Consider the following 17,940-nt stretch of genomic DNA (forward strand, 5'->3'; position numbering starts at 1 on the left):
CGGGGGCCAGCGGGCGGCCGAACCGGGCGAGGACGGGCGGTCATGGGCGAGCACTCGGAGAGGTCGGGCAAATGTCTTTTCGTCCCGTCTCAGCGGTCCAGGCCGTAGAGGGCGCCGAACTTCGAGTCGGCGTACTCGAGGAAGTGGTCGGCGGTGAACGGCTCGCCCGTCGCCCGCTCTATCAGGTCGTCGGTGGTGTAGCGCTGACCGTGGGCGTGGACGTTGTCGGTGAGCCACTCGTGCAACGGGCCGAACTCGCCGCCCCGGACCTTCCCGGCAAGGTCGTCGATGTCGGATTCCGCGGCGGCGTACAGCTGTGCGGCGAGGACGCTGCCGAGCGAGTAGGTGGGGAAGTAGCCGAACGAGCCGTGGCTCCAGTGGATGTCCTGCAGACAGCCCTCGCCGTCGGCGTCGGGCCGGACGCCGAGGTACTCCTCCATCCTGTCGTTCCAGACCGCCGGCACCTCCGCGACGTCGAGGTCGCCGGCGATCAGGTCGCGCTCGATCTCGAACCGGAGGATGATGTGGAGGTGGTAGGTGAGTTCGTCGGCCTCGACCCGGATGAGGTTGTCCTCGTAGACCTGGTTCGCGGCCTCGTAGGCCTGCCGCGAGGTGAGGTCGGTCCCGTACTGCTCGTTGAACCGGGGGACGAACCCCTCCCAGAACGCCTCGGTACGACCGACGTGGTTCTCCCAGAGCCTCGATTGGGATTCGTGGACGGTCAGCCCGCGGTGCTCGCCCAGCGGCGTCCCGTAGTCGTCCGTCGAGAGCCCCTGGGTGTAGGTGGCGTGACCGAACTCGTGGATGGTCGACCCCAGCGAGTCCAGCGGCTCGGACTCGTCGAACCGCGTGGTGACGCGGGCGTCGAACTGCGTGCCGCTGGAGAAGGGGTGCGGCGCGGTGTCGAGGCGGCCGTGCTCGAAGTCGTAGCCGAGCGTCTCGAGCGTCTCGCGGGCCAGCGCCATCTGGTCGGCCTCGGGGAACGTGCCCTCGACCGTGTAGAGGTCGGCGTCGGTCTCGCGGATGTCGTCGATGAGCGGGACCAGCCTGTCGCGGAGTCGCTCGAGAACGCGCTCGGCCGTCTCGAGGTCGATGTACGGCTCGTAGTCCGCGAAGAGGACCGCGTAGGGGTCGGCGTCGGGGTCGATGTGCTCGGCGTACTCCCGCTTGAGGTCCAGCAGGCGCTCGACGGTGGGCGCGAACGTCTCCCAGTCGTCGTTCTCCTTGGCCTCCTGCCAGACCGGGTGGGCGTCGCTCGTTGCCTCGCTTATCTCCTCGACGAGGTCGGTCGGGACCTTCGCCTTCCGGTCGTACTGGCGGCGAATCTCGCGGACGACGGCCGCCTGCTCGGCCGGCAGGTCGGCGCCGTCGAGGTCCTCCAGCCAGGCGCCGACATCGTCGTCGACGAGCAACTCGTGCTGCATCCCGGAGATGGCGCCGCGCTGCTTCGCCCGGGCCGGGGTGCCCCCCTCCGGCATCATCACTTCCTGGTCCCACGAGAGGACCATGTTGGCGTCGCCGAGGTACGTCGACCGGCCGTACTGCTCCAGCAGGTCGTCGTAGGCCTCGGGGACCGAGGATTGCTCCGTTGCCATGCCCGACACTGCGGGTTCCCGCGTCAAGAAGCCACGGTTAGCGGGTCCGTCTCGGGGTCGGGGACCGCCCCCCGGTTAGCCCCACGTCTCCGCGACGCGCCGGTATATTTCCGCGCACCGCTCGACCACCTCGAAGGAGACGGACTCGTCGGCGGTGTGTGCCTCGCCCGGTTCGGCGGCCCCGCAGACGACGGTGGTCGTTCCGGCGCGACCCGCCAGCCACCCGGCGTCCGTCGCGTGCGGTTTGACCACCGACTCGGGCGTCCCCGCCTGGGCGGCGTCGGCCGCCGAAAGCACCGCGTCGGCGAACTCGCCGTCGTCGCAGGCCATCGGCGGGAGGTCCTGGTCCACCTCGAGGGAGACGCCGGGCACCGACTCGACGGCGCCGAGGTCGGCCCGCTCGCCGGGCACCGTCCGCTCGTCGACCGTGAACGCACAGCGCTCGGGGACGACGTTCCAGGCGCTGCCGCCCTCGATCTCGGTGACGACGACGCTGCCCTCGAGGTCGTGGCCCAGCACTGTCGCCCCCGGCACCGCCGCCGACCGGACGAGCGAAACCGCCTCCGTCGCCCGGTAGATGGCGTTCTCGCCGGCCTCGGGTTCGCTGGCGTGGGCTGCCGTCCCCGCTGCGACGACGGTGGCGCCGCGACGGCCCTTGTGGGCGACGGCGACGTCGGTCACCCCCTCGGCGGAGTAGCCGGTCGAGCCCTCGCCGACGACGGCGTAGTCCGGCGCGAAGCCGTCCTCGATTGCGGCCCGACAGCCGACGCCGCCGGACTCCTCGCCGACGAAGGAGGCGAAGACGAGTTCGCAGGCCGGGTCCGCGTCGGCGAAGGCGACCATCGCGGCCGCGAGACTGCCCTTCATGTCGGCGGCGCCGCGGCCGTACAGCCGACCGTCCCGTTCCTGGAGGACGTACTCGCCGTCCTCGCGCTGGGAGTCGTCCGGTTCGACGACGTCGTGGTGGCCGACCAGCGCGAGCGACGTGTCGGCGCCGGTGTTCCGCCGGGCGACGACGTTGCCCGCCCCGTCGCGGGCGAGGGCCGCGTCGGTGTGTTCGGCGAGCCAGGACTCGATTCGGTCGCCCGCCGTGGTCTCGTCGTCGTGGCTGGGCGTGGCGACGAGTTGGCGGGTCAACTCGCGGACAGACATCGTCGGAGCGAGGTGGCGAGGGGGCTTCAGTTCCGGGGTCGGCTTCGTCGCGGGCCGGTCGGACGCCCCGCCGCGTGGGGGTCGTGAACGACCCATCATCGTATTTATACGCCTCGGTACCCCTATTTCAGGTATGAATATTCTGCCGGACACGAGCGCGGTCGTCGACGGCCGCGTGTCGGAACGCGTCGAGCAGGAGGGCTTCGACGGGACCGTCTACGTCGCGGAGGCCGTCGTCGGCGAACTGGAGGCCCAGGCCAACGACGGCCGCGAGAGCGGCTGGGAGGGCCTCGAGGAACTGCAACGGCTCGCCGACTACGCCGATTCGGGCGACATCACCGTCGAGTACGTCGGCCGCCGGCCCGACGCCGTCGAGAAGCGGGACGCCGGCGAGGGCGAAATCGACGCCATCATCCGTGAGTTGGCCGCCGAGTACGGCGCGACGCTTCTGACCAGCGACATCGTCCAGAGCGAGGTCGCCGAGGCCAAGGGACTCGCCGTCGAGTACGTCGAACCCCGGACGGACGACGGCGACGATGACGACGAACTCGCAATCGAGCAGTACTTCGACGAGGAGACGATGTCGGTCCACCTCAAGACCGGCGTCGCGCCGATGGCCAAGCGCGGCACCGTCGGCGAGATGAGTTACGAGCACATCGGCGAGGACGTCCTGACCGAGGAGCAGATGCGGTCGTTCGCCACCGACGTCGTCGACACCGCTCGCTCCGCCTCGGAGGGGTTCGTCGAGCTCTCCCACCCCGGCATGACAATCGTCCAGATCCGTGACCTCCGCATCGCCGTCGCGGAGCCGCCCTTCTCGGACGCCATCGAGGTGACCGCCGTCCGTCCCATCGTCAAGACCGAACTGGACGACTACGAGTTCGCCGACGAACTCCGGGACCGACTGGCCGGACGACAGCGGGGCGTCCTCATCTCGGGGTCGCCCGGCGCCGGGAAGTCGACGTTCGCACAGGCGGTCGCGGAGTTCCTCAACGACGCCGGATTCGCGGTCAAGACGATGGAGAAACCCCGTGACCTCCAGGTCGGTCCCGAAATCACGCAGTACACCGAACTGGGCGGTTCGATGGAGAACACCGCCGACTCGCTTTTGATGGTCCGGCCCGACTACACCATCTACGACGAGGTCCGCAAGACCTCGGACTTCGAGACGTTCGCGGACATGCGGATGGCCGGCGTCGGCATGATCGGTGTCGTCCACGCGACCCGTGCCATCGACGCTCTCCAGCGACTCGTCGGCCGCGTCGAACTCGGGATGATCCCGCAGGTCGTCGACACCGTCGTCTACATCGAGGCCGGGGAGGTCGACACCGTCTACGACGTCTCCACGGAGGTGAAGGTGCCCCACGGCCTCGTCGAGGAGGATCTGGCCCGGCCCGTCATCGTCATCGAGGACTTCGAGACCGGCAAGCCGGCCTACGAGATTTACACCTTCAACCGTCAGGTCGTCACCGTCCCGCTGGAGGGCGCCGACGGCGAGGCCGAGTCCAGCGGCGTCGAGCGCGTCGCCAAGCAGGAGATCGAGCGCGAAATCCGGTCGGCCGCCCGCGGCCACGTCGAGGTCGAACTGAAGGGCGGCAACGAGGCCGTCGCCTACGTCGAGGACGACGACATCTCCTACGTCATCGGGAAGGGCGGCGGCCGCATCAGCAAGATCGAGGACCGCCTCGGAATCGACATCGACGTCCGAACCTTCTCGGAACGCCCCGGCGGCAAGAGCGCCACGAGCGGCGCGGGCGGCGGTGGCGGCACTGCTGGCGAGGTCGTGACCCCGGAGGTGACCAATCGCCACGTCGTCATCCCGCTGGGCGCCCACGAGGGCGAGACCGTCGAGGTGCGGGCCGACGGCGAGTACCTCTTCACCGCCACCGTCTCCCGGGGCGGCGAAATCCAGGTCTCGCGCGGGTCCGCCATCGCCGAGGAACTGGAGGCGGCCATCGACCACGGCCGACAGGTGACCGTCGTTCCGCAGTAACACCCACTTTTTACACGACCCCCTCCGGGGGTCGGCAAAAACGTGGGGAAAATATGCGCGCATGCTCCTTTCGGCGGGCCTTCGGCTCGCCTCCAGTCCGCGCGCGCTACGGCGATTCGGCGCCTCCGGCGCCTCATCGCCGGGAACCGCCTCGGGGGCGACCTGACGGACGCCCCCTCGGCGGATGCTATCCACTGTATTCGGTCGAGCGTCGAAACCGGACGTTCCGTATCGGCAGTCTAAACCCGAGAACTCCCGGTCGGAGTTCGTCACCGGTCATCGCCGGTGAGTCGAAGCGATAGGAAATCGAAACCCCCGGCCAGTATCCGCCGAGCGGGGCCTTCGAAGAAGGCCCCCGAGGCGGTTCCCGGCGACGAACGAGCGAAGCGAGTGAGTCGCCGTAGCGCGCGACGACTAACGCTCAGCCGACCGCAGGGAGGCTGAGCGGCTGGAGGAGCGCGCGCATATTTTCCCCACGTTTTTGCCGGCCCTCTCGCTGCGCGAGAGGGCCGTGTAAAAAGTGGGTGTTAGTCGTCGGAGGCGGCCGCGTCGGTGCCGCCGTCGGCGGCGGCCTCGACCGGCGCCTCGATTTCGTAGAGGTTCTGCCGTGCGTCTGCGAAGTACACGTCCTCGGTGACGATGTCGATCTCTTCGAGGCGTTCGAGCGCGTACCGAACCGTTCGGGCCGACAGCATCGACTCCTCGACGATGTCCTTCTGGGTCATCGGCCCGTTGTACTCGAGCACCTTGTAGACGAGTTTCGCGCTTGGTGGGAGGTCCGAGAGGTCTTCCCCGTCAGAATCGGCCATCTGTGCCCAAAAATAGGGTAGCCATGTGTATAAAGATTGAGCCCAACGTGTGGGGTATCCGACGGCGACGCGCCCGCTCGGCCGCGGCGTCGGAACGAACCGCTTTTGCCGCCGGACGGACGAAGGTGGAGTATGGCAACCGATACGGCCGAGCGCCGGGCCGCACACGTCCGCGGCGTGACGGTCACGTTCCTCGCGTGTCTGGCCGGCGTCGTCGCGGCGGTAATCTCCGGGAGCGTCGCCAGCGGCGCGACGGACCCCCTCGGCGTCTACGTACTCGCCGCCGCCATCGTCGCGCAGTTCCCGCTCCACCGGGCGCTGGAGGCGGCCGGCGTCGACCTCGACGTCGAGGAGTTCGGCGCGAAGGACTACCTCTACGTGGCCTTCATGACGTTCGCGCTGTGGTTCGTCTGCTGGACGATCCTCCTGACGACGGGAACGACCGTCTAATGGCCGACGACAGCATCGCCGTCGTCGACCTGGACCGCTGTCAGCCCGACCGGTGCAACTACGAGTGTGCGAACTTCTGCCCGCCGAACCGGACGGGCGAGGAGTGTATCGTCACCCGCGAGGAGCGCCACGGCGAGGACGGCCTCTACGCCGGCGCCCCCGACCAGGTCTCCATCTCCGAGGAACTCTGCCTCGGCGAGACCTGCGGCATCTGCGTCGAGAAGTGCCCCTTCGACGCCCTCGAGATAATCAACCTGCCGCAGGAACTCGACGAGGAGCCGACCCACCGCTACGGCGAGAACAGTTTCGCGCTGTACGGCCTGCCGGCGCCTCAGGAGGGACGGGTCACCGGCATCCTCGGGCCGAACGGCATCGGGAAGACGACCGCCGTCCACGCGTTGGCCGGCGAGATCACGCCGAACCTCGGCCGCTTCGACGAGGAACCGGACTGGGAGACGGTACTCGAGGCCTACCGCGGCACCGAACTGCAGGGCTTCCTCCGGGACCTCCAGGATGGCGAGGTGACCGTCGCCCGCAAGCCGCAGTACGTCGACCGCATCCCTGACAGCTTCGACGGGAAGACCGAGGAACTGCTGGCCGGCGTCGACGAGCGCGGCGTCGCGGACGAACTGGTCGAGCGGCTCGGCATCGGCCCCGTGGTCGACCAGCCCATCGACACGCTGTCGGGCGGCGAACTCCAGCGGGTGGCGCTGGCGGCGACGCTGGTCCGGGACGCCGACTTCTACTTCCTCGACGAGATCACGCCGTACCTCGACATCGGCCAGCGGGTCACGGCTGCCCGACTCGTTCAGGAACTCTCGGCCGAGGGCCGCTCGATGCTCGTCGTCGAGCACGACCTGGCGGTGCTGGACCTGCTGGCGGACGCCCTGCACGTCGCCTACGGCGAACCCGGCGTTTTCGGCGTCGTCACACCGCCGAAGTCCACGAAATCGGGCATCAACGAGTACCTCGAGGGCTACCTGGAGAACGAGAACATGCGCATCCGGCCGGAGGCAATCGAGTTCGAGGAGCACGCCCCCCGGACGGTGTCCCACGGCGACACGCTCGTCGAGTACCCGGACCTGACGAAGTCCTACGGCGAGGGCGAGTTCACGCTGGAGGTCGAGGGCGGCGAGATACGCGAAAACGAGGTGCTCGGCATCGTCGGACCGAACGGCATCGGGAAGTCGACGTTTGCGAAACTGCTGGCGGGGCGGCTCGACCCCGACGAGGGAAGCTTCGACGCCGCGCTGGACATCTCCTACAAGCCCCAGTACGTCGAGATCGACCAGCACATGCGCGTCGACGCCTTCCTCCGCTCCATCACCGACGAGTTCGGGACCTCCTACTGGAACACCGAGATCGCCCAGCCGCTCCAGCTGGAGCGGATCATGGAGCAGAACCTCACCGACCTCTCCGGCGGCGAGCGCCAGCGGGTCGCAATCGCGGCCTGTCTCTCGAAGGAGGCCGACCTCTATTTGCTGGACGAACCCTCCGCACACCTCGACGTCGAACAGCGGGTGCTGGCGACGCGGGCCATCCGGCGCTACACGGAGAAACACGACGCGACCGCGATGGTCATCGACCACGACATCTACATGATCGACCTGCTGTCGGACCGGCTGCAGGTCTTCGACGGCGAACCCGCCGCGCACGGCCGCGCCGGTCGACCCGTCCCGATGCGGGAGGGGATGAACGCCTTCCTCTCGAACCTCGACGTCACGTTCCGCCGCGACGAGCGGACCGGCCGTCCCCGCATCAACAAACCCGGCTCCCAGAAGGACCGCGAGCAGAAGGCCGAAGGCGAGTACTACTACGCGCCGACCGACGAGTAGCCGCGTCGACGGACCGGCGGTGGTAGCCGCTCCAACGGGACCAGCAGCCACCGGACGGGGAACCGTTAAACGCTCCAGCCGAGTACGGCGAGCGTATGGTGCTGCCGGAGGGTCGGAAGTCGCTCGGCGTGCTCCTGGCGGTCCTGGGAGCGGCCGCCGTCGTCGGCGCGCTCCTGGCGGGCGGCGTGCTCCTTTCGCAGGTGCAGGCCTCGGGCTACACCCACACCGTCACCCCCGCCGAGGACGCCCGCTGTGACGCCGGCGGCGCGCCGGCCGACGCCCGCTACGAGTACGCCGACCTCTCGCCGAAGGGCCAGACGGTGGTCGACAGGGCCGTCTCACGACCCGAACAGCCCGTCCGGACCGGGGTCGCCGTCGGCGACTTCCAGTACGGCGGTCTGCTCGATCCGGGACCGCCGCAGTACGTCCTGGTCGACGGCGACTGTTACCGGCTGACGGCGAGGGCCGTCGGCGTCGCCGACCCCCGGACGTTCGTCTTCACGACCGTTCTGGTCAGCGTCGCGTTCGTCGGCGTTTTGGGACTGCTCGGCGTCCTCGGCGGCGGTCTCCTCTATCGCGCGTACGACTGACGGCCGGGTCGCCGTCCCGGCGACGACGGCTGCTTCCTCCCCGACGGCCCCGTTTCAGACGTACTCGGGGAGCCGACGCGAGCGGGCCGACCCCTCGACGAACGGCAACGGCGCGAGGTCGGCGTCGACCTCCTCGCCGTCGATTCGGACCGTCACGGCGTCGGCCTCCAGCCCGTAGTCGACGACGGCGAGCGCGATCGGCGCCTCCACCGTCGGACCGTGGCTGCCGCGGGTGACCTCGCCGACCGAGGCGTCGCCCTCGAAGACGGCGGCGCCGGCGTCGGGGACCGCGTCGGGCCGGAGACCGACCAGTTTCCGGGAGGGTCGCCCCCGGTTCTCGATCTTGGAGACGACCTCCTGGCCGACGTAACAGCCCTTCTCGAAGTCGAGGGCGTTGCGGACGCCGACGACGTTGGGGACGGAGCCTTCGAGTTCGGTGTCGAACAGCGGCGTTCCCGCCTCCAGCGTCAGGTCGTCCCAGGTGTCGTAGCCGAAGGGCGCGGCGTTGAGTCCGTGGTTCACGAGGGCGTCGAAGACGCCGGCGGCGTCGTCGGCCGCACAGACGACCTCGTAGCCCTCCTCGCCGGCCAGGTCGTCGGTGCGGACGACGGTGACGCCCCAGTCGCCGACGGTCCCGCGGACGAAGGCGAGCGGGTCGTCCGGCGTGCCGGGACCGGTCAGCACGGAGGCGATCTTCTCGGTGGCCTTCGGACCGTGGACGCCGAAGACGCCGAGGTCGTCGGTCGCGGCCCGAACCTCGACGTCCTGGATGAACGTCTTCTCGGCCCACTCCTCGGCCAGCGGTTCGGCCCGCTGTGGCGGGACGAAACAGAGCAGGCGCTCGTCGGCGTTGTAGACGTAGAGGTCGGTCTCGATGGCGCCCTGCGGGTCCAGCAGGAGCGCGTAGACGCCCCGGCCGTCCTCGGGTGGGACGCGGTTCGAGACGGCGTTGTCGACGAACTCGACGCGGTCGTCGCCGGTCACCTCGACGACCCCGTACCCCATCTCGACGACGCCGACGACGTTCCGGACCGCGCGGTGGGCCCGCTCGGGACGGCCGTAGTTGGCCACGACGCGGCGGCCGCCGCGCTCGGCGAACGTCGCCCCGTGTGCCTCGTGGATGTCCGCGACGACTGTCATTGCCGGTTCAAGGCGCCGCCGCGGTAAAACAGCCGCGGGTCCGTCCCGGGTCGGCGGGGAGTCTCAGACGCCGAGCCGCTCGCGGACCCGCTCGAACAGCGACCGCTCGTCGGTCTCGTCGCCGTCGGACTCCGTGTCGGGGTCGGGAACGACGCGGTCGTCGGGGTAGATACGCATCGGTTCGTCGTCGTTCTCGACGGTGATGAGCCCCGCCTGCTTGAGGTCGGCCAGCGCCGATTCGAGGTCGTCGATGTCGACGTCGGCGTCGGAGCGGAGTTCGAACACCGTCATTCCTTCTTCGGTCCGCTCGACGAGCGCATCGAGCACGGCGACCTGCGTGTCCTCGCGGTCGCGGTACTCCCCCTTCGCCTGCATACGTGAGGGTTTTGCGCGGAGGTCTCTTAACCGTTCGCCGGGTCGGTCGCCGACTCGCGTCTCAAGTTTTATGCCCCCGAGACGGCCACACCACCACGATGGGACTGAAGTGTTCGCTACTGGGCCACTCCTTCGAGCCCGCCGACTTCGAGCAGGAACGGAAGGAGCAGGGCTCCGAGGTCGTGACCGTCCACCGGGAGATAGAGCGCTGCGTCCGCTGCGGGGAGGAACGGGTCGTCTCCGAGAGTACCGAAGTGACCGCGGTCGTCGACGAGGAGGAGGTCGACCTCGACGACGACGGAGGTGGCGAGACGGCCGTCGGCGGGGCCGTCGACAGGAGCGGCGTCGCCGACGCCGGCGAGACCCTGGAGGGCGGCGAGTACGAGGCCCGCGACCCCGCAGAGGAGGACGCCGAGATACTCACCGACGAGGAGCCCGAACGGGAACCGGGCGCCTGGCCCGACGACCCCGACGAGTCGTGGGACCCCGAGGAGGCGCCGACGCCGGCCCCCGAGGAGGACGCCGGTGACGGCGGTGACGACGCCGATGTCGACCCCGTCCAGCCGGACGAGGAGACCCTCTCGGGTATCACGGTCCCCGAGGGGACCATCGTCTGTACCGAGTGCGAGTTCAGCGTTGAGGCCGACTCCTCCTACCGGGACGGCGACCCCTGTCCGGAGTGCGGCGCGTGGCTGACGAGCGAGCGAAATCGGTAAACCATCGGCTTCCGATACCACCACCATGGAAGAGTACAAGATGCGTCGCGGCGAGTACCTCGAGGAGCGCGTACCGGACCTGGAGGGCACCATCGAGGAGTACTTCGGACCCATCACCGGGACGGAGGAGTTCAAGGGGAGCGACCTCTACGTCGTCGAGGAGCCGGACAACCCCGTCTTCGACCGGGTCGTCGCCGGGGCGGTCTCCTACTCCGGCAAGAAGGACAAACTCGCCGTCGACTTCCACGAGCGCGAACTGGAGGAACTGATGGAGACGGGCGACGTCGACGCCGCCGGCGACGCCAACGACGCCAAGAACGACTTCCTGCTCGAGTGTACCGGCCGGGACGCCAAGTCCCGCCGCGAGTCGATGAAGCGGGCCGTCGAGGACGACGCCGAGAAGCCCGACAACGTCTGATTACATCACCGACGGCGCGCGCCTCTCGTAGGCACCCTCGGCCAACAGTGCTTCGAGGCTCTCGTAGGGAACGAACGCCAGGAACTCCTCGTCGGCGTCGTAGCAGTCGATGCCGTGGTCGCGCTTCTCGTAGGCCGCACACTCCAGTTGGCCGTTCGGGAGGATGGCCCGGTACATGCCAGACCGTACGCCCGCGGTGGGGGAAGGCGTTTCGCCGGTTACCATCACCGATTTGTAGTAACGGAGAATAACACGACACATGAGCGAGACGCGCACGCCGGCCCCGGTCGACCGCCCGGTCGTGTTGACGATTGCGGGCAGCGATTCGGGCGGCGGTGCCGGCATCCAGGCCGACCTGAAGACCATCGAGGCGACCGGCGGGTTCGGCACCTCGGCCGTGACCGCCGTGACCGCCCAGAACACGACGGGAGTCGAGTCCAGTCACGTCCTCCCCGTCGAGGAACTGGCGGCACAGATCGACGCGGTGCTCTCGGACTTCGACGTCCGGGCGGTCAAGACCGGCATGCTGGCGACGGCCGAAGTGGTCGAGACGGTGACGGCGTACGCCGCCGACCTGGAGTGTCCGCTCGTCGTCGACCCGGTGATGGTGGCGGCGACCGGCGACCGCCTGCTGACCGAGGACGCGGAGGCCGCCTACGAGGACCTGCTCGCCGAGGCGACGCTCGCCACGCCGAACGCCGACGAGGCGGCGGTGCTGACCGGCGTCGAACCCAGCGACGAGGCGGGCGCCCGTCTCGCGGGCCAGCGCCTGCTGGCGATGGGCGTCGACGCCGCCCTGGTGAAGGGCGGTCACGTCCCCGGCGAGGAGGTGCTGGACACCCTCGTGACCGGGGACACCATCGAGACGGCGCGACACCCCCGCGTCGACACCGACGCGACCCACGGGTCGGGGTGTGCGCTGTCGGCGGCCATCGCCACCCGACTGGCCCACGGCGAACCGCTGGTCGACGCCGTCGGCCGTAGCGTCGCCTTCATGGAGCGGGCCGTCCGGTACCACCACGACGTCGGCGAGGGGCCGGGCGCGGTCCACCACCTGGTCGCGCTCCGGAACGAGGCGCGGCGGCACGAGACCGCCGAGTCCGTCGCGGACCTCGTCGGGTGGTTCGAGCGGGAGAACGTCCGCACGCTGGTCCCGGAGGTCGGCATGAACGTCGTCGGGGCGACGCCGTACGCCGAGTCGACGGCCGAGACCGCCGCCGTCGAGGGGCGCATCACGAAGACGCTGGAAGGCGTCCGGGCCAACCGCGGCGTCCGGTTCGGCGCCTCCAGCCACGTCGCCCGCTTTTTGCTCGCGGCCCGCGAGCACAGCCCCGGGTTGCGCTTCGCGGTCAACTGCCGGTTCGACGACGACGTCGAGGCCGCGCTCGAATCGCTGGGGTGGCCCGTCGCCGAGTACGACCGTGCGGCCGAACCGGACGACGCCGCCGGCACGATGGACTGGGGCGCCGAGCAGGCGTTCGCCGGCGCCGGCGAGCGACCGGTCGCCGTCGTCGACCGCGGCGACGTGGGCAAGGAGGCGATGACCAAGCTCGTCGCCGGCGAGGCGGGGACGCTCGGCGAGCGACTCCTCGAGTTGCGTGCGACCCTGTCAGAGCTCGGTACTGGCGCCGACGACGGAGACTGACTCGCTGGTGCCGTCGACGGCGGTGTACTCGCCGTCCTGCTCGACCTCGACGGGTCCGAACTCGTAGCGACCCGTACTGGAGAGTCCCTCGGGTGCCTCCGTGAAGTAGGTGAGTTCGCCGTCGCCGCTGGCCTGCAGGATGACGCGCTTGCCGTTCTCGGTCTCCTCGACGGCAACGGCGTCGCCGAAGGCGGTGTCGACGGTCCAGGCGGCCGGAATCGTGTCCGCGACGCGGCCGTCCTCGGTCGCAACCACCGGCCGACGTCTGAAGCGGGCGACGGCCCCGACCGCTTTTGACGGTCCGGCGGTTACGAGCCGTCGATGACCGACCTGCTGTACCTCCCCGACGCCGACGACGTGACCTCGTTCACGGCGACGGTGGTCGAGGCGACCGACGAGTACGTCGTCCTCGACGGCACCTACTTCTACCCCGAGGGCGGGGGCCAGCCACCGGACCACGGCGAACTGTCGTGGCCGGGCGGCCGCGCCGAAATCGAGGGTGCCCGGAAGGACCACGGCGACGTCCGCCACGAAGTCGCCGAGATAGCGGGCGACCCGCCCGAGGCGGGCACGACCGTCGAGGCTGAGATCGACGCAGAGCGCCGCGCGACCCTCTCGCGGATGCACACCGCACAGCACGTCGTCAGCAGGGTCGTCCTCGACGAGTACGGCGCCGAGACGGCGGGCAACCAGGTCGGCGCCGAACGCTCCCGAATCGACTTCGAGCCCGCCGACTTCGACGACGCCGATCTCGAACGAATCGAGCGCCTGTCCAACGAGGCCCTCGACAGGGACCTCGAAGTCGAGAAGGAGAACCGCCCCCGCGAGCGGGTCGAACGCGAGGTCGACGAGGGGCGGGCGCTGCTGGGGCTGATTCCGGACTCGGTGGACCCGCTCCGGGTGGTCGAAATCGAGGAGTTCGACATGTGTCCCTGTGGCGGGACCCACGTCGATTCACTCGGCGACGTCGGCCGAATCGAAGTGGTCGACCGGACCTCGAAGGGCGCCGAGGTCGAGCGGATCGCCTTCGAGTTGCGCGAGAACTAAGCCGGGGGCGCTACGTCTCCTGGATGTGGCCCTTCAGCGTCTCGACGGTCTCCTCGTCGAGTTCGAGTTCCGGGTGGGCGTCGGCGGCGTGAGCCTCCGCCTGTTCGAGTATCTCGGCTTCCGTCTCGGCCTCGATGGTCGCCTCACAGCCGTCGACGACGCAGTGGAGTTCCTTCGACATGGCCTCTGCTAGCAGGTAGCGCGCTCGCATAACGCTGGGTCGGTCGTGCGCCACGGTCGCGATACCGGGGCGGCGTCCCCCGACGGGCCGCCGGCCCGACCGCCGTTCCGTCACGCTTTACCTCCCGGCCGCCGCCGGTAGCCACATGGCATCGGGTATCGTCGGGGAGTTCTTCGCGCTGAAGGAGGAGGCCGAGGCGGACGTCCTGGCGATGCAGTTGGGCGATTTCTACGAGTTCTTCGGCGAGGACGCCCGCCTCGTCGGCGAGGAACTGGACCTGAAGCTCTCCGAGAAGGGCTCCGGCGGGGAGACCTACGACATGGCCGGCGTCCCGGTCGACGACCTCGAACCGTACCTGACGGCGCTGGTCGAGCGGGGTTACCGGGTGGCCGTCGCCGACCAGCGCGATGACGACGGCGACGTGACCCGCGAAATCGCCCGCGTGGTCACCCCCGGGACGCTGCTGTCGCCGGACGGCGACGACGCCCGGTACCTCGCCGCCGTCGTCGCCGCCGACGACGGGTACGGCCTCGCCTTCTGCGAGGTGACGACGGGCCGGTTCCGGACCGCGTCGGTGTCGGGACCGGACGCGACGGGGCGCGCACTGACGGAACTGTACCGGTTTGCGCCCGTCGAGGTGCTGCCGGGACCGACCGCTCGCAGCGACGACGACCTGCTGGCGACGCTGGACGAACGGCTCGACACCCGCATCACCCACCACGAGACGGACGCCTTCGCGCCCGGCCGGGCGAGACACGCGCTCCGCGAGCAGTTCGGCGAGGCCGTCGACGCCGTCGGCCTCGACGACGGGGCGGCCGTCGCGGCAGCCGGTGCCGTCGTCGACTACGTCGCCGAGACGGGCGTCGGCGCGCTCGCGTCGGTGACCCGGCTGGGCACCTACGCTCCCGACGACCACGTCGCCGTCGACGCGACGACCCAGCGCAACCTCGAGTTGACCGAGACGATGACCGGCAGCGGGCAGTCGCTGCTGGCGACGCTGGACCACACCGAGACGAGCGCCGGCGGGCGCCTGCTCCGGGAGTGGCTCACGCGGCCGCTGCGACGGCGGGGCGAACTCCGGCGTCGGCAGTCGGCCGTCGGCGCGCTGACAGAGGACGCCATCGTCCGGGAGCGACTCCGGGAGTTGCTCGCCGACGCCTACGACCTCGAACGGGTCGCCTCCCGGGCAGTCTCTGGCAACGCCGGCGCCGACGCTCTCCTGCGGGCCCGAGAGACGCTGGCGCTGGTGCCCGAGTTGCGCGAGGCCGTCGCGGGGTCGTCCCGGCTGTCGGAGTCGCCGGTGGCGGACCTCCTTGAGGAGCTGGACGGCGACGCAGTCGACGAACTCCGCGAGGAACTGTCGGCGCTGGCCGACGACCCGCCGAAGACCCTCCACGAGGGCGGCCTCATCGAGCGGGGCTACGATGAGGACCTGGACGAACTCGTCGCCCGCCACGAGGCCGCCGAGGAGTGGTTCGACGGCCTCGCCGACCGCGAGAAGCGCCGCCACGACCTCACGCACGTCACCGTCGACCGGAACAAGACCGACGGCTACTACGTCCAGGTCGGCAAGTCCGAGACCGACGACGTGCCCGAGAGCTACGAGGGCATCAAGACGCTGAAGAACGCCGAGCGGTACGTCTTCGACGAACTGCGGGAGCGGGAGCGCGAACTGCTCCGCATGGAGGAGGAGCGCGCCGACCGCGAGTACGAGGCGTTCTGCCGACTCCGGGAGTCGGTTGCCGAGTCGGCCGAGTTGCTACAGGCGGTCGGGCGGGCGCTGGCGGAACTGGACGTCTTCTGCTCGCTGGCGGCCCACGCCGCCCGACACGGCTGGTGCCGGCCGGAGTTGACCGACGAGCGGGTGCTGGCGGTCGAGGCGGGCCGGCACCCGGTCGTCGAGACGGACGTCGAGTTCGTCCCGAACGACCTCTACCTGGACCGCGAGCGGCGCTTCCTGCTCGTCACGGGACCGAACATGTCCGGCAAGTCGACGTACATGCGGCAGGCCGCACTGGTTACGCTGCTCGCCCAGGTCGGCTCGTTCGTCCCCGCCGACGCCGCCACGGTGGGGCTGGTCGACGGCGTCTACACCCGCGTGGGCGCGCTGGACGAACTCGCCGAGGGCCGCTCGACGTTCATGGTCGAGATGCAGGAACTGTCGAACATCCTCCACTCGGCGACCGAGGAGTCGCTGGTGGTGCTCGACGAGGTGGGCCGCGGCACCGCCACCTACGACGGCATCTCCATCGCGTGGGCCGCCACGGAGTACCTCCACAACGAGGTCGGCGCCTTCACGCTGTTTGCGACTCACTACCACGAACTGACGACGCTGGCCGAGGAGCTACCGCGCGTCGAGAACGTCCATGTGGCCGCGACCGAGCGCGAGGGGGACGTGACCTTCCTCCGGACCGTTGAGGAGGGACCGACCGACCGCTCCTACGGGGTCCACGTCGCCGAATTGGCGGGCGTGCCGGGCCCCGTCGTCGACCGCGCCCGTGACGTCCTCGACCGCCTCCGGTCCGAGCGGGCAATCGAGGCGAAGGGCGGCGGCGACGGCCCGGTCCAGACGGTGTTCGACCTCGGGAGCGGCGAGTTCCGGGGCGGTGACACCGACGGGAGCGGCGACGGTCCCGACCGGGAGGCGACCGCCTCCGACGGCGGCGACGGGACGGCGCTCGACCCCGAGACCGAGGCGGTCCTCTCGGAGTTGCGCGAGGCCGACCTCGATACGACGCCGCCGGTCGAGGTGCTGTCGACGGTCCGGGAGTGGCAGCGCCGCCTCGACGACGAGTGAGACGGAACCGCGGGAACGGTTGGCAGGACCGAAACACCCGATTCCAGCGTTCAAACGCTCTCTCCGTCGCGTTCGACGATGCACGTTTCAACCCGCCGTAAATAGGAGGGAGCGAACACAACCGGCTGGAGCTACTGGTTCTAGTCGCTATGAGTGACACGTCGACACCGCTCGACTCGCTGTTCGAGACCCAGCGGACCCTCATCGACCGGACCATCGAGACACAGGAGAAGCTCAATCGACAGGGGCTGGACCTGACGCGGGAGGCGGTACGCCCGCTCGTCGGCGTCGCGCCCGGTGCCGACGAGGACGCCGAGGACCAGCTCGAGGACGCCTTCGACCAGATAGAGGACACGCAGGCGGAGCTGTTCGATGACATCCAGGGCGCCGCCGAGCGCGGCGTCGACACCTCCGAGGAGGTCACCGGCTGGTCGGTCGACCTCTTCGAGGGGGGCTTCGAGCGCCTCCGGGAGGCCGGCGAGGACGTCGAAGCCGAGATAGAGGAGACGGCCGAAGCCGTCGAGGAAGAGGTCGAAGACGCGGCCGAGGACGTCGAGGCGGAGATAGACGAGGCCGCCGAAACCGTCGAGGAGGAACTCGAAGAGGCCGCCGAAACCGTCGAGGAGGAACTCGAAGAGGCCGCCGAAACCGTCGAGGAGGAACTCGAAGAGGCCGCCGAAACCGTCGAGGAAGCCGCCGACGAGGCCGCCGAGACGACGGAGGATACCGTCGAGTCCGCCGGGACGACCGCCGAGGAGTTCCTCGATGACCTGGAGGCCGACGTCGACGCCACCGTCGAGGAGTTCGAGGAGTTCCGCTCGACGCTGGCGGCGGAGTCCGAGGTCGTCGACGACGACGCCGTCGAGGGGCTGGTCGAGTCCGGAATCGGGACGCTCTCGGACCTCGCCGAGGCGGAGGCCGAGGCGGTCGCCGACGCCGCCGACGCGACGGAGGCCGAGGCAGAGGAACTGCTCGACGTCGCCGTCGAGGCGGAAGGCGAGGCCATCGCCGACCTGGAGGGCATCGGCAAGACCTACTCCGACCGTCTCGCCGACGCGGGCATCCGGACCCAGGGCGACCTCGCCCAGTCCAGCGCCGACGAGGTGGCCGACGCCGCCGGCGTGAGCGAGGACCGCGCCGGCGAGTGGGTCCAGCGCGCACAGCAGCAGGCCTGACGGCCCGACGAATCGGGGGCGG

Annotated in this window: 18 protein-coding genes; 10 read left to right on the forward strand and 8 right to left on the reverse strand. The window is 69.8% G+C overall.

Annotation, left to right across the window (positions count from 1 at the left end; genetic code table 11):
- Positions 1-89 precede the first annotated feature (89 nt).
- Positions 90-1,595: a carboxypeptidase M32 gene (locus tag NLF94_RS18030; RefSeq protein WP_254839026.1), complete on the reverse strand. Its 1,506-nt coding sequence runs from the start codon at positions 1,593-1,595 to the stop codon at positions 90-92.
- Between the two features lie 75 nt (positions 1,596-1,670).
- Complete coding sequence (locus tag NLF94_RS18035; protein ID WP_254839027.1) at positions 1,671-2,747, reverse strand: M20 family metallopeptidase; 1,077 nt, start codon at positions 2,745-2,747, stop codon at positions 1,671-1,673.
- A gap of 133 nt (positions 2,748-2,880) precedes the next feature.
- Here NLF94_RS18035 and NLF94_RS18040 point away from each other — a divergent pair, with 133 nt between their 5' ends.
- Entirely contained in the window at positions 2,881-4,740 is a 1,860-nt protein-coding gene (locus NLF94_RS18040; protein WP_254839028.1) for a PINc/VapC family ATPase, read from the forward strand.
- A gap of 527 nt (positions 4,741-5,267) precedes the next feature.
- On the opposite strand, the gene NLF94_RS18045 is transcribed toward NLF94_RS18040, so the two are convergent.
- Positions 5,268-5,549 carry a MarR family transcriptional regulator gene (locus NLF94_RS18045; RefSeq protein WP_254839029.1) on the reverse strand — a complete coding sequence of 94 codons (282 nt, stop codon included), beginning with the start codon at positions 5,547-5,549 and terminating at the stop codon, positions 5,268-5,270.
- A 132-nt stretch (positions 5,550-5,681) separates the two neighbouring features.
- Between NLF94_RS18045 and NLF94_RS18050 the strand changes: the two genes are divergently transcribed.
- The 3 genes from NLF94_RS18050 (at position 5,682) to NLF94_RS18060 (ending at position 8,424) form a co-directional block, all read left to right on the forward strand.
- Positions 5,682-5,999, forward strand: a complete 318-nt coding sequence (locus tag NLF94_RS18050; RefSeq protein WP_254839030.1) for an EMC6-like membrane protein — start codon at positions 5,682-5,684, stop codon at positions 5,997-5,999.
- On the forward strand, positions 5,999-7,834 hold the full coding sequence (locus NLF94_RS18055) for a ribosome biogenesis/translation initiation ATPase RLI (RefSeq protein ID WP_254839031.1): 1,836 nt from the start codon (positions 5,999-6,001) through the stop codon (positions 7,832-7,834). Before NLF94_RS18050 ends, NLF94_RS18055 begins: the two co-directional genes overlap by 1 nt.
- A gap of 95 nt (positions 7,835-7,929) precedes the next feature.
- Positions 7,930-8,424 carry a DUF7979 domain-containing protein gene (locus tag NLF94_RS18060; RefSeq protein WP_254839032.1) on the forward strand — a complete coding sequence of 165 codons (495 nt, stop codon included), beginning with the start codon at positions 7,930-7,932 and terminating at the stop codon, positions 8,422-8,424.
- 54 nt (positions 8,425-8,478) lie between these two features.
- Here NLF94_RS18060 and ygfZ read toward each other — a convergent pair whose 3' ends face one another.
- The gene (ygfZ, locus tag NLF94_RS18065) at positions 8,479-9,564 is read right to left on the reverse strand and encodes a CAF17-like 4Fe-4S cluster assembly/insertion protein YgfZ (protein ID WP_254839033.1); all 1,086 of its coding nucleotides are present in this window, start codon (positions 9,562-9,564) and stop codon (positions 8,479-8,481) included.
- A 63-nt stretch (positions 9,565-9,627) separates the two neighbouring features.
- A complete protein-coding gene (locus tag NLF94_RS18070; protein ID WP_254839034.1) occupies positions 9,628-9,939 on the reverse strand; it encodes a DUF6432 family protein in 312 nt (103 codons plus the stop codon).
- A 98-nt stretch (positions 9,940-10,037) separates the two neighbouring features.
- Between NLF94_RS18070 and NLF94_RS18075 the strand changes: the two genes are divergently transcribed.
- Together NLF94_RS18075 and NLF94_RS18080 are read left to right on the forward strand one after the other, a co-directional pair.
- Entirely contained in the window at positions 10,038-10,655 is a 618-nt protein-coding gene (locus tag NLF94_RS18075; protein WP_254839035.1) for a DUF7093 family protein, read from the forward strand.
- 25 nt (positions 10,656-10,680) lie between these two features.
- Entirely contained in the window at positions 10,681-11,073 is a 393-nt protein-coding gene (locus NLF94_RS18080; protein WP_254839036.1) for a DUF5611 family protein, read from the forward strand.
- On the opposite strand, the gene NLF94_RS18085 is transcribed toward NLF94_RS18080, so the two are convergent.
- The gene (locus tag NLF94_RS18085; protein ID WP_254839037.1) at positions 11,074-11,250 is read right to left on the reverse strand and encodes a hypothetical protein; all 177 of its coding nucleotides are present in this window, start codon (positions 11,248-11,250) and stop codon (positions 11,074-11,076) included. It lies immediately after the preceding gene.
- Between the two features lie 82 nt (positions 11,251-11,332).
- Between NLF94_RS18085 and thiD the strand changes: the two genes are divergently transcribed.
- Positions 11,333-12,718 (forward strand): bifunctional hydroxymethylpyrimidine kinase/phosphomethylpyrimidine kinase, encoded by a 1,386-nt coding sequence (thiD, locus tag NLF94_RS18090; protein WP_254839038.1) that lies wholly within the window; start codon positions 11,333-11,335, stop codon positions 12,716-12,718.
- On the opposite strand, the gene NLF94_RS18095 is transcribed toward thiD, so the two are convergent.
- Positions 12,683-12,973, reverse strand: coding sequence for a hypothetical protein (locus NLF94_RS18095; protein ID WP_254839039.1), 291 nt, complete (start codon positions 12,971-12,973; stop codon positions 12,683-12,685). The genes thiD and NLF94_RS18095 overlap by 36 nt on opposite strands.
- 66 nt (positions 12,974-13,039) lie before the next feature.
- On the opposite strand from NLF94_RS18095, the gene NLF94_RS18100 reads away from it, so the two are divergent.
- Complete coding sequence (locus tag NLF94_RS18100; RefSeq protein ID WP_254839040.1) at positions 13,040-13,765, forward strand: alanyl-tRNA editing protein; 726 nt, start codon at positions 13,040-13,042, stop codon at positions 13,763-13,765.
- Between the two features lie 10 nt (positions 13,766-13,775).
- On the opposite strand, the gene NLF94_RS18105 is transcribed toward NLF94_RS18100, so the two are convergent.
- Entirely contained in the window at positions 13,776-13,946 is a 171-nt protein-coding gene (locus NLF94_RS18105) for a DUF1059 domain-containing protein (protein ID WP_254839041.1), read from the reverse strand.
- Positions 13,947-14,091: 145 nt separating this feature from the next.
- On the opposite strand from NLF94_RS18105, the gene mutS reads away from it, so the two are divergent.
- Both mutS and NLF94_RS18115 read left to right on the forward strand, forming a co-directional pair.
- Positions 14,092-16,743, forward strand: a complete 2,652-nt coding sequence (mutS, locus tag NLF94_RS18110; RefSeq protein ID WP_254839042.1) for a DNA mismatch repair protein MutS — start codon at positions 14,092-14,094, stop codon at positions 16,741-16,743.
- A gap of 149 nt (positions 16,744-16,892) precedes the next feature.
- Complete coding sequence (locus tag NLF94_RS18115) at positions 16,893-17,918, forward strand: helix-hairpin-helix domain-containing protein (protein WP_254839043.1); 1,026 nt, start codon at positions 16,893-16,895, stop codon at positions 17,916-17,918.
- Positions 17,919-17,940: the final 22 nt, after the last annotated feature.

Origin of the sequence: Natronomonas marina (assembly GCF_024298905.1) — an archaeon.
GTDB lineage: Archaea > Halobacteriota > Halobacteria > Halobacteriales > Haloarculaceae > Natronomonas > Natronomonas marina.

Coding starts and splice junctions, on each gene's coding strand:
- NLF94_RS18075 (WP_254839035.1), top strand. CDS start 10,038: ATGGGACTGAAGTGTTCGCTACTGGGCCACTCCTTCGAGCCCGCCGAC.
- NLF94_RS18080 (WP_254839036.1), top strand. CDS start 10,681: ATGGAAGAGTACAAGATGCGTCGCGGCGAGTACCTCGAGGAGCGCGTA.
- NLF94_RS18105 (WP_254839041.1), bottom strand. CDS start 13,946: ATGTCGAAGGAACTCCACTGCGTCGTCGACGGCTGTGAGGCGACCATC.
- mutS (WP_254839042.1), top strand. CDS start 14,092: ATGGCATCGGGTATCGTCGGGGAGTTCTTCGCGCTGAAGGAGGAGGCC.
- NLF94_RS18060 (WP_254839032.1), top strand. CDS start 7,930: ATGGTGCTGCCGGAGGGTCGGAAGTCGCTCGGCGTGCTCCTGGCGGTC.
- NLF94_RS18035 (WP_254839027.1), bottom strand. CDS start 2,747: ATGTCTGTCCGCGAGTTGACCCGCCAACTCGTCGCCACGCCCAGCCAC.
- NLF94_RS18055 (WP_254839031.1), top strand. CDS start 5,999: ATGGCCGACGACAGCATCGCCGTCGTCGACCTGGACCGCTGTCAGCCC.
- NLF94_RS18070 (WP_254839034.1), bottom strand. CDS start 9,939: ATGCAGGCGAAGGGGGAGTACCGCGACCGCGAGGACACGCAGGTCGCC.
- NLF94_RS18040 (WP_254839028.1), top strand. CDS start 2,881: ATGAATATTCTGCCGGACACGAGCGCGGTCGTCGACGGCCGCGTGTCG.
- NLF94_RS18085 (WP_254839037.1), bottom strand. CDS start 11,250: ATGTACCGGGCCATCCTCCCGAACGGCCAACTGGAGTGTGCGGCCTAC.
- NLF94_RS18115 (WP_254839043.1), top strand. CDS start 16,893: ATGAGTGACACGTCGACACCGCTCGACTCGCTGTTCGAGACCCAGCGG.
- NLF94_RS18030 (WP_254839026.1), bottom strand. CDS start 1,595: ATGGCAACGGAGCAATCCTCGGTCCCCGAGGCCTACGACGACCTGCTG.
- NLF94_RS18050 (WP_254839030.1), top strand. CDS start 5,682: ATGGCAACCGATACGGCCGAGCGCCGGGCCGCACACGTCCGCGGCGTG.
- thiD (WP_254839038.1), top strand. CDS start 11,333: ATGAGCGAGACGCGCACGCCGGCCCCGGTCGACCGCCCGGTCGTGTTG.
- ygfZ (WP_254839033.1), bottom strand. CDS start 9,564: ATGACAGTCGTCGCGGACATCCACGAGGCACACGGGGCGACGTTCGCC.
- NLF94_RS18045 (WP_254839029.1), bottom strand. CDS start 5,549: ATGGCCGATTCTGACGGGGAAGACCTCTCGGACCTCCCACCAAGCGCG.
- NLF94_RS18100 (WP_254839040.1), top strand. CDS start 13,040: ATGACCGACCTGCTGTACCTCCCCGACGCCGACGACGTGACCTCGTTC.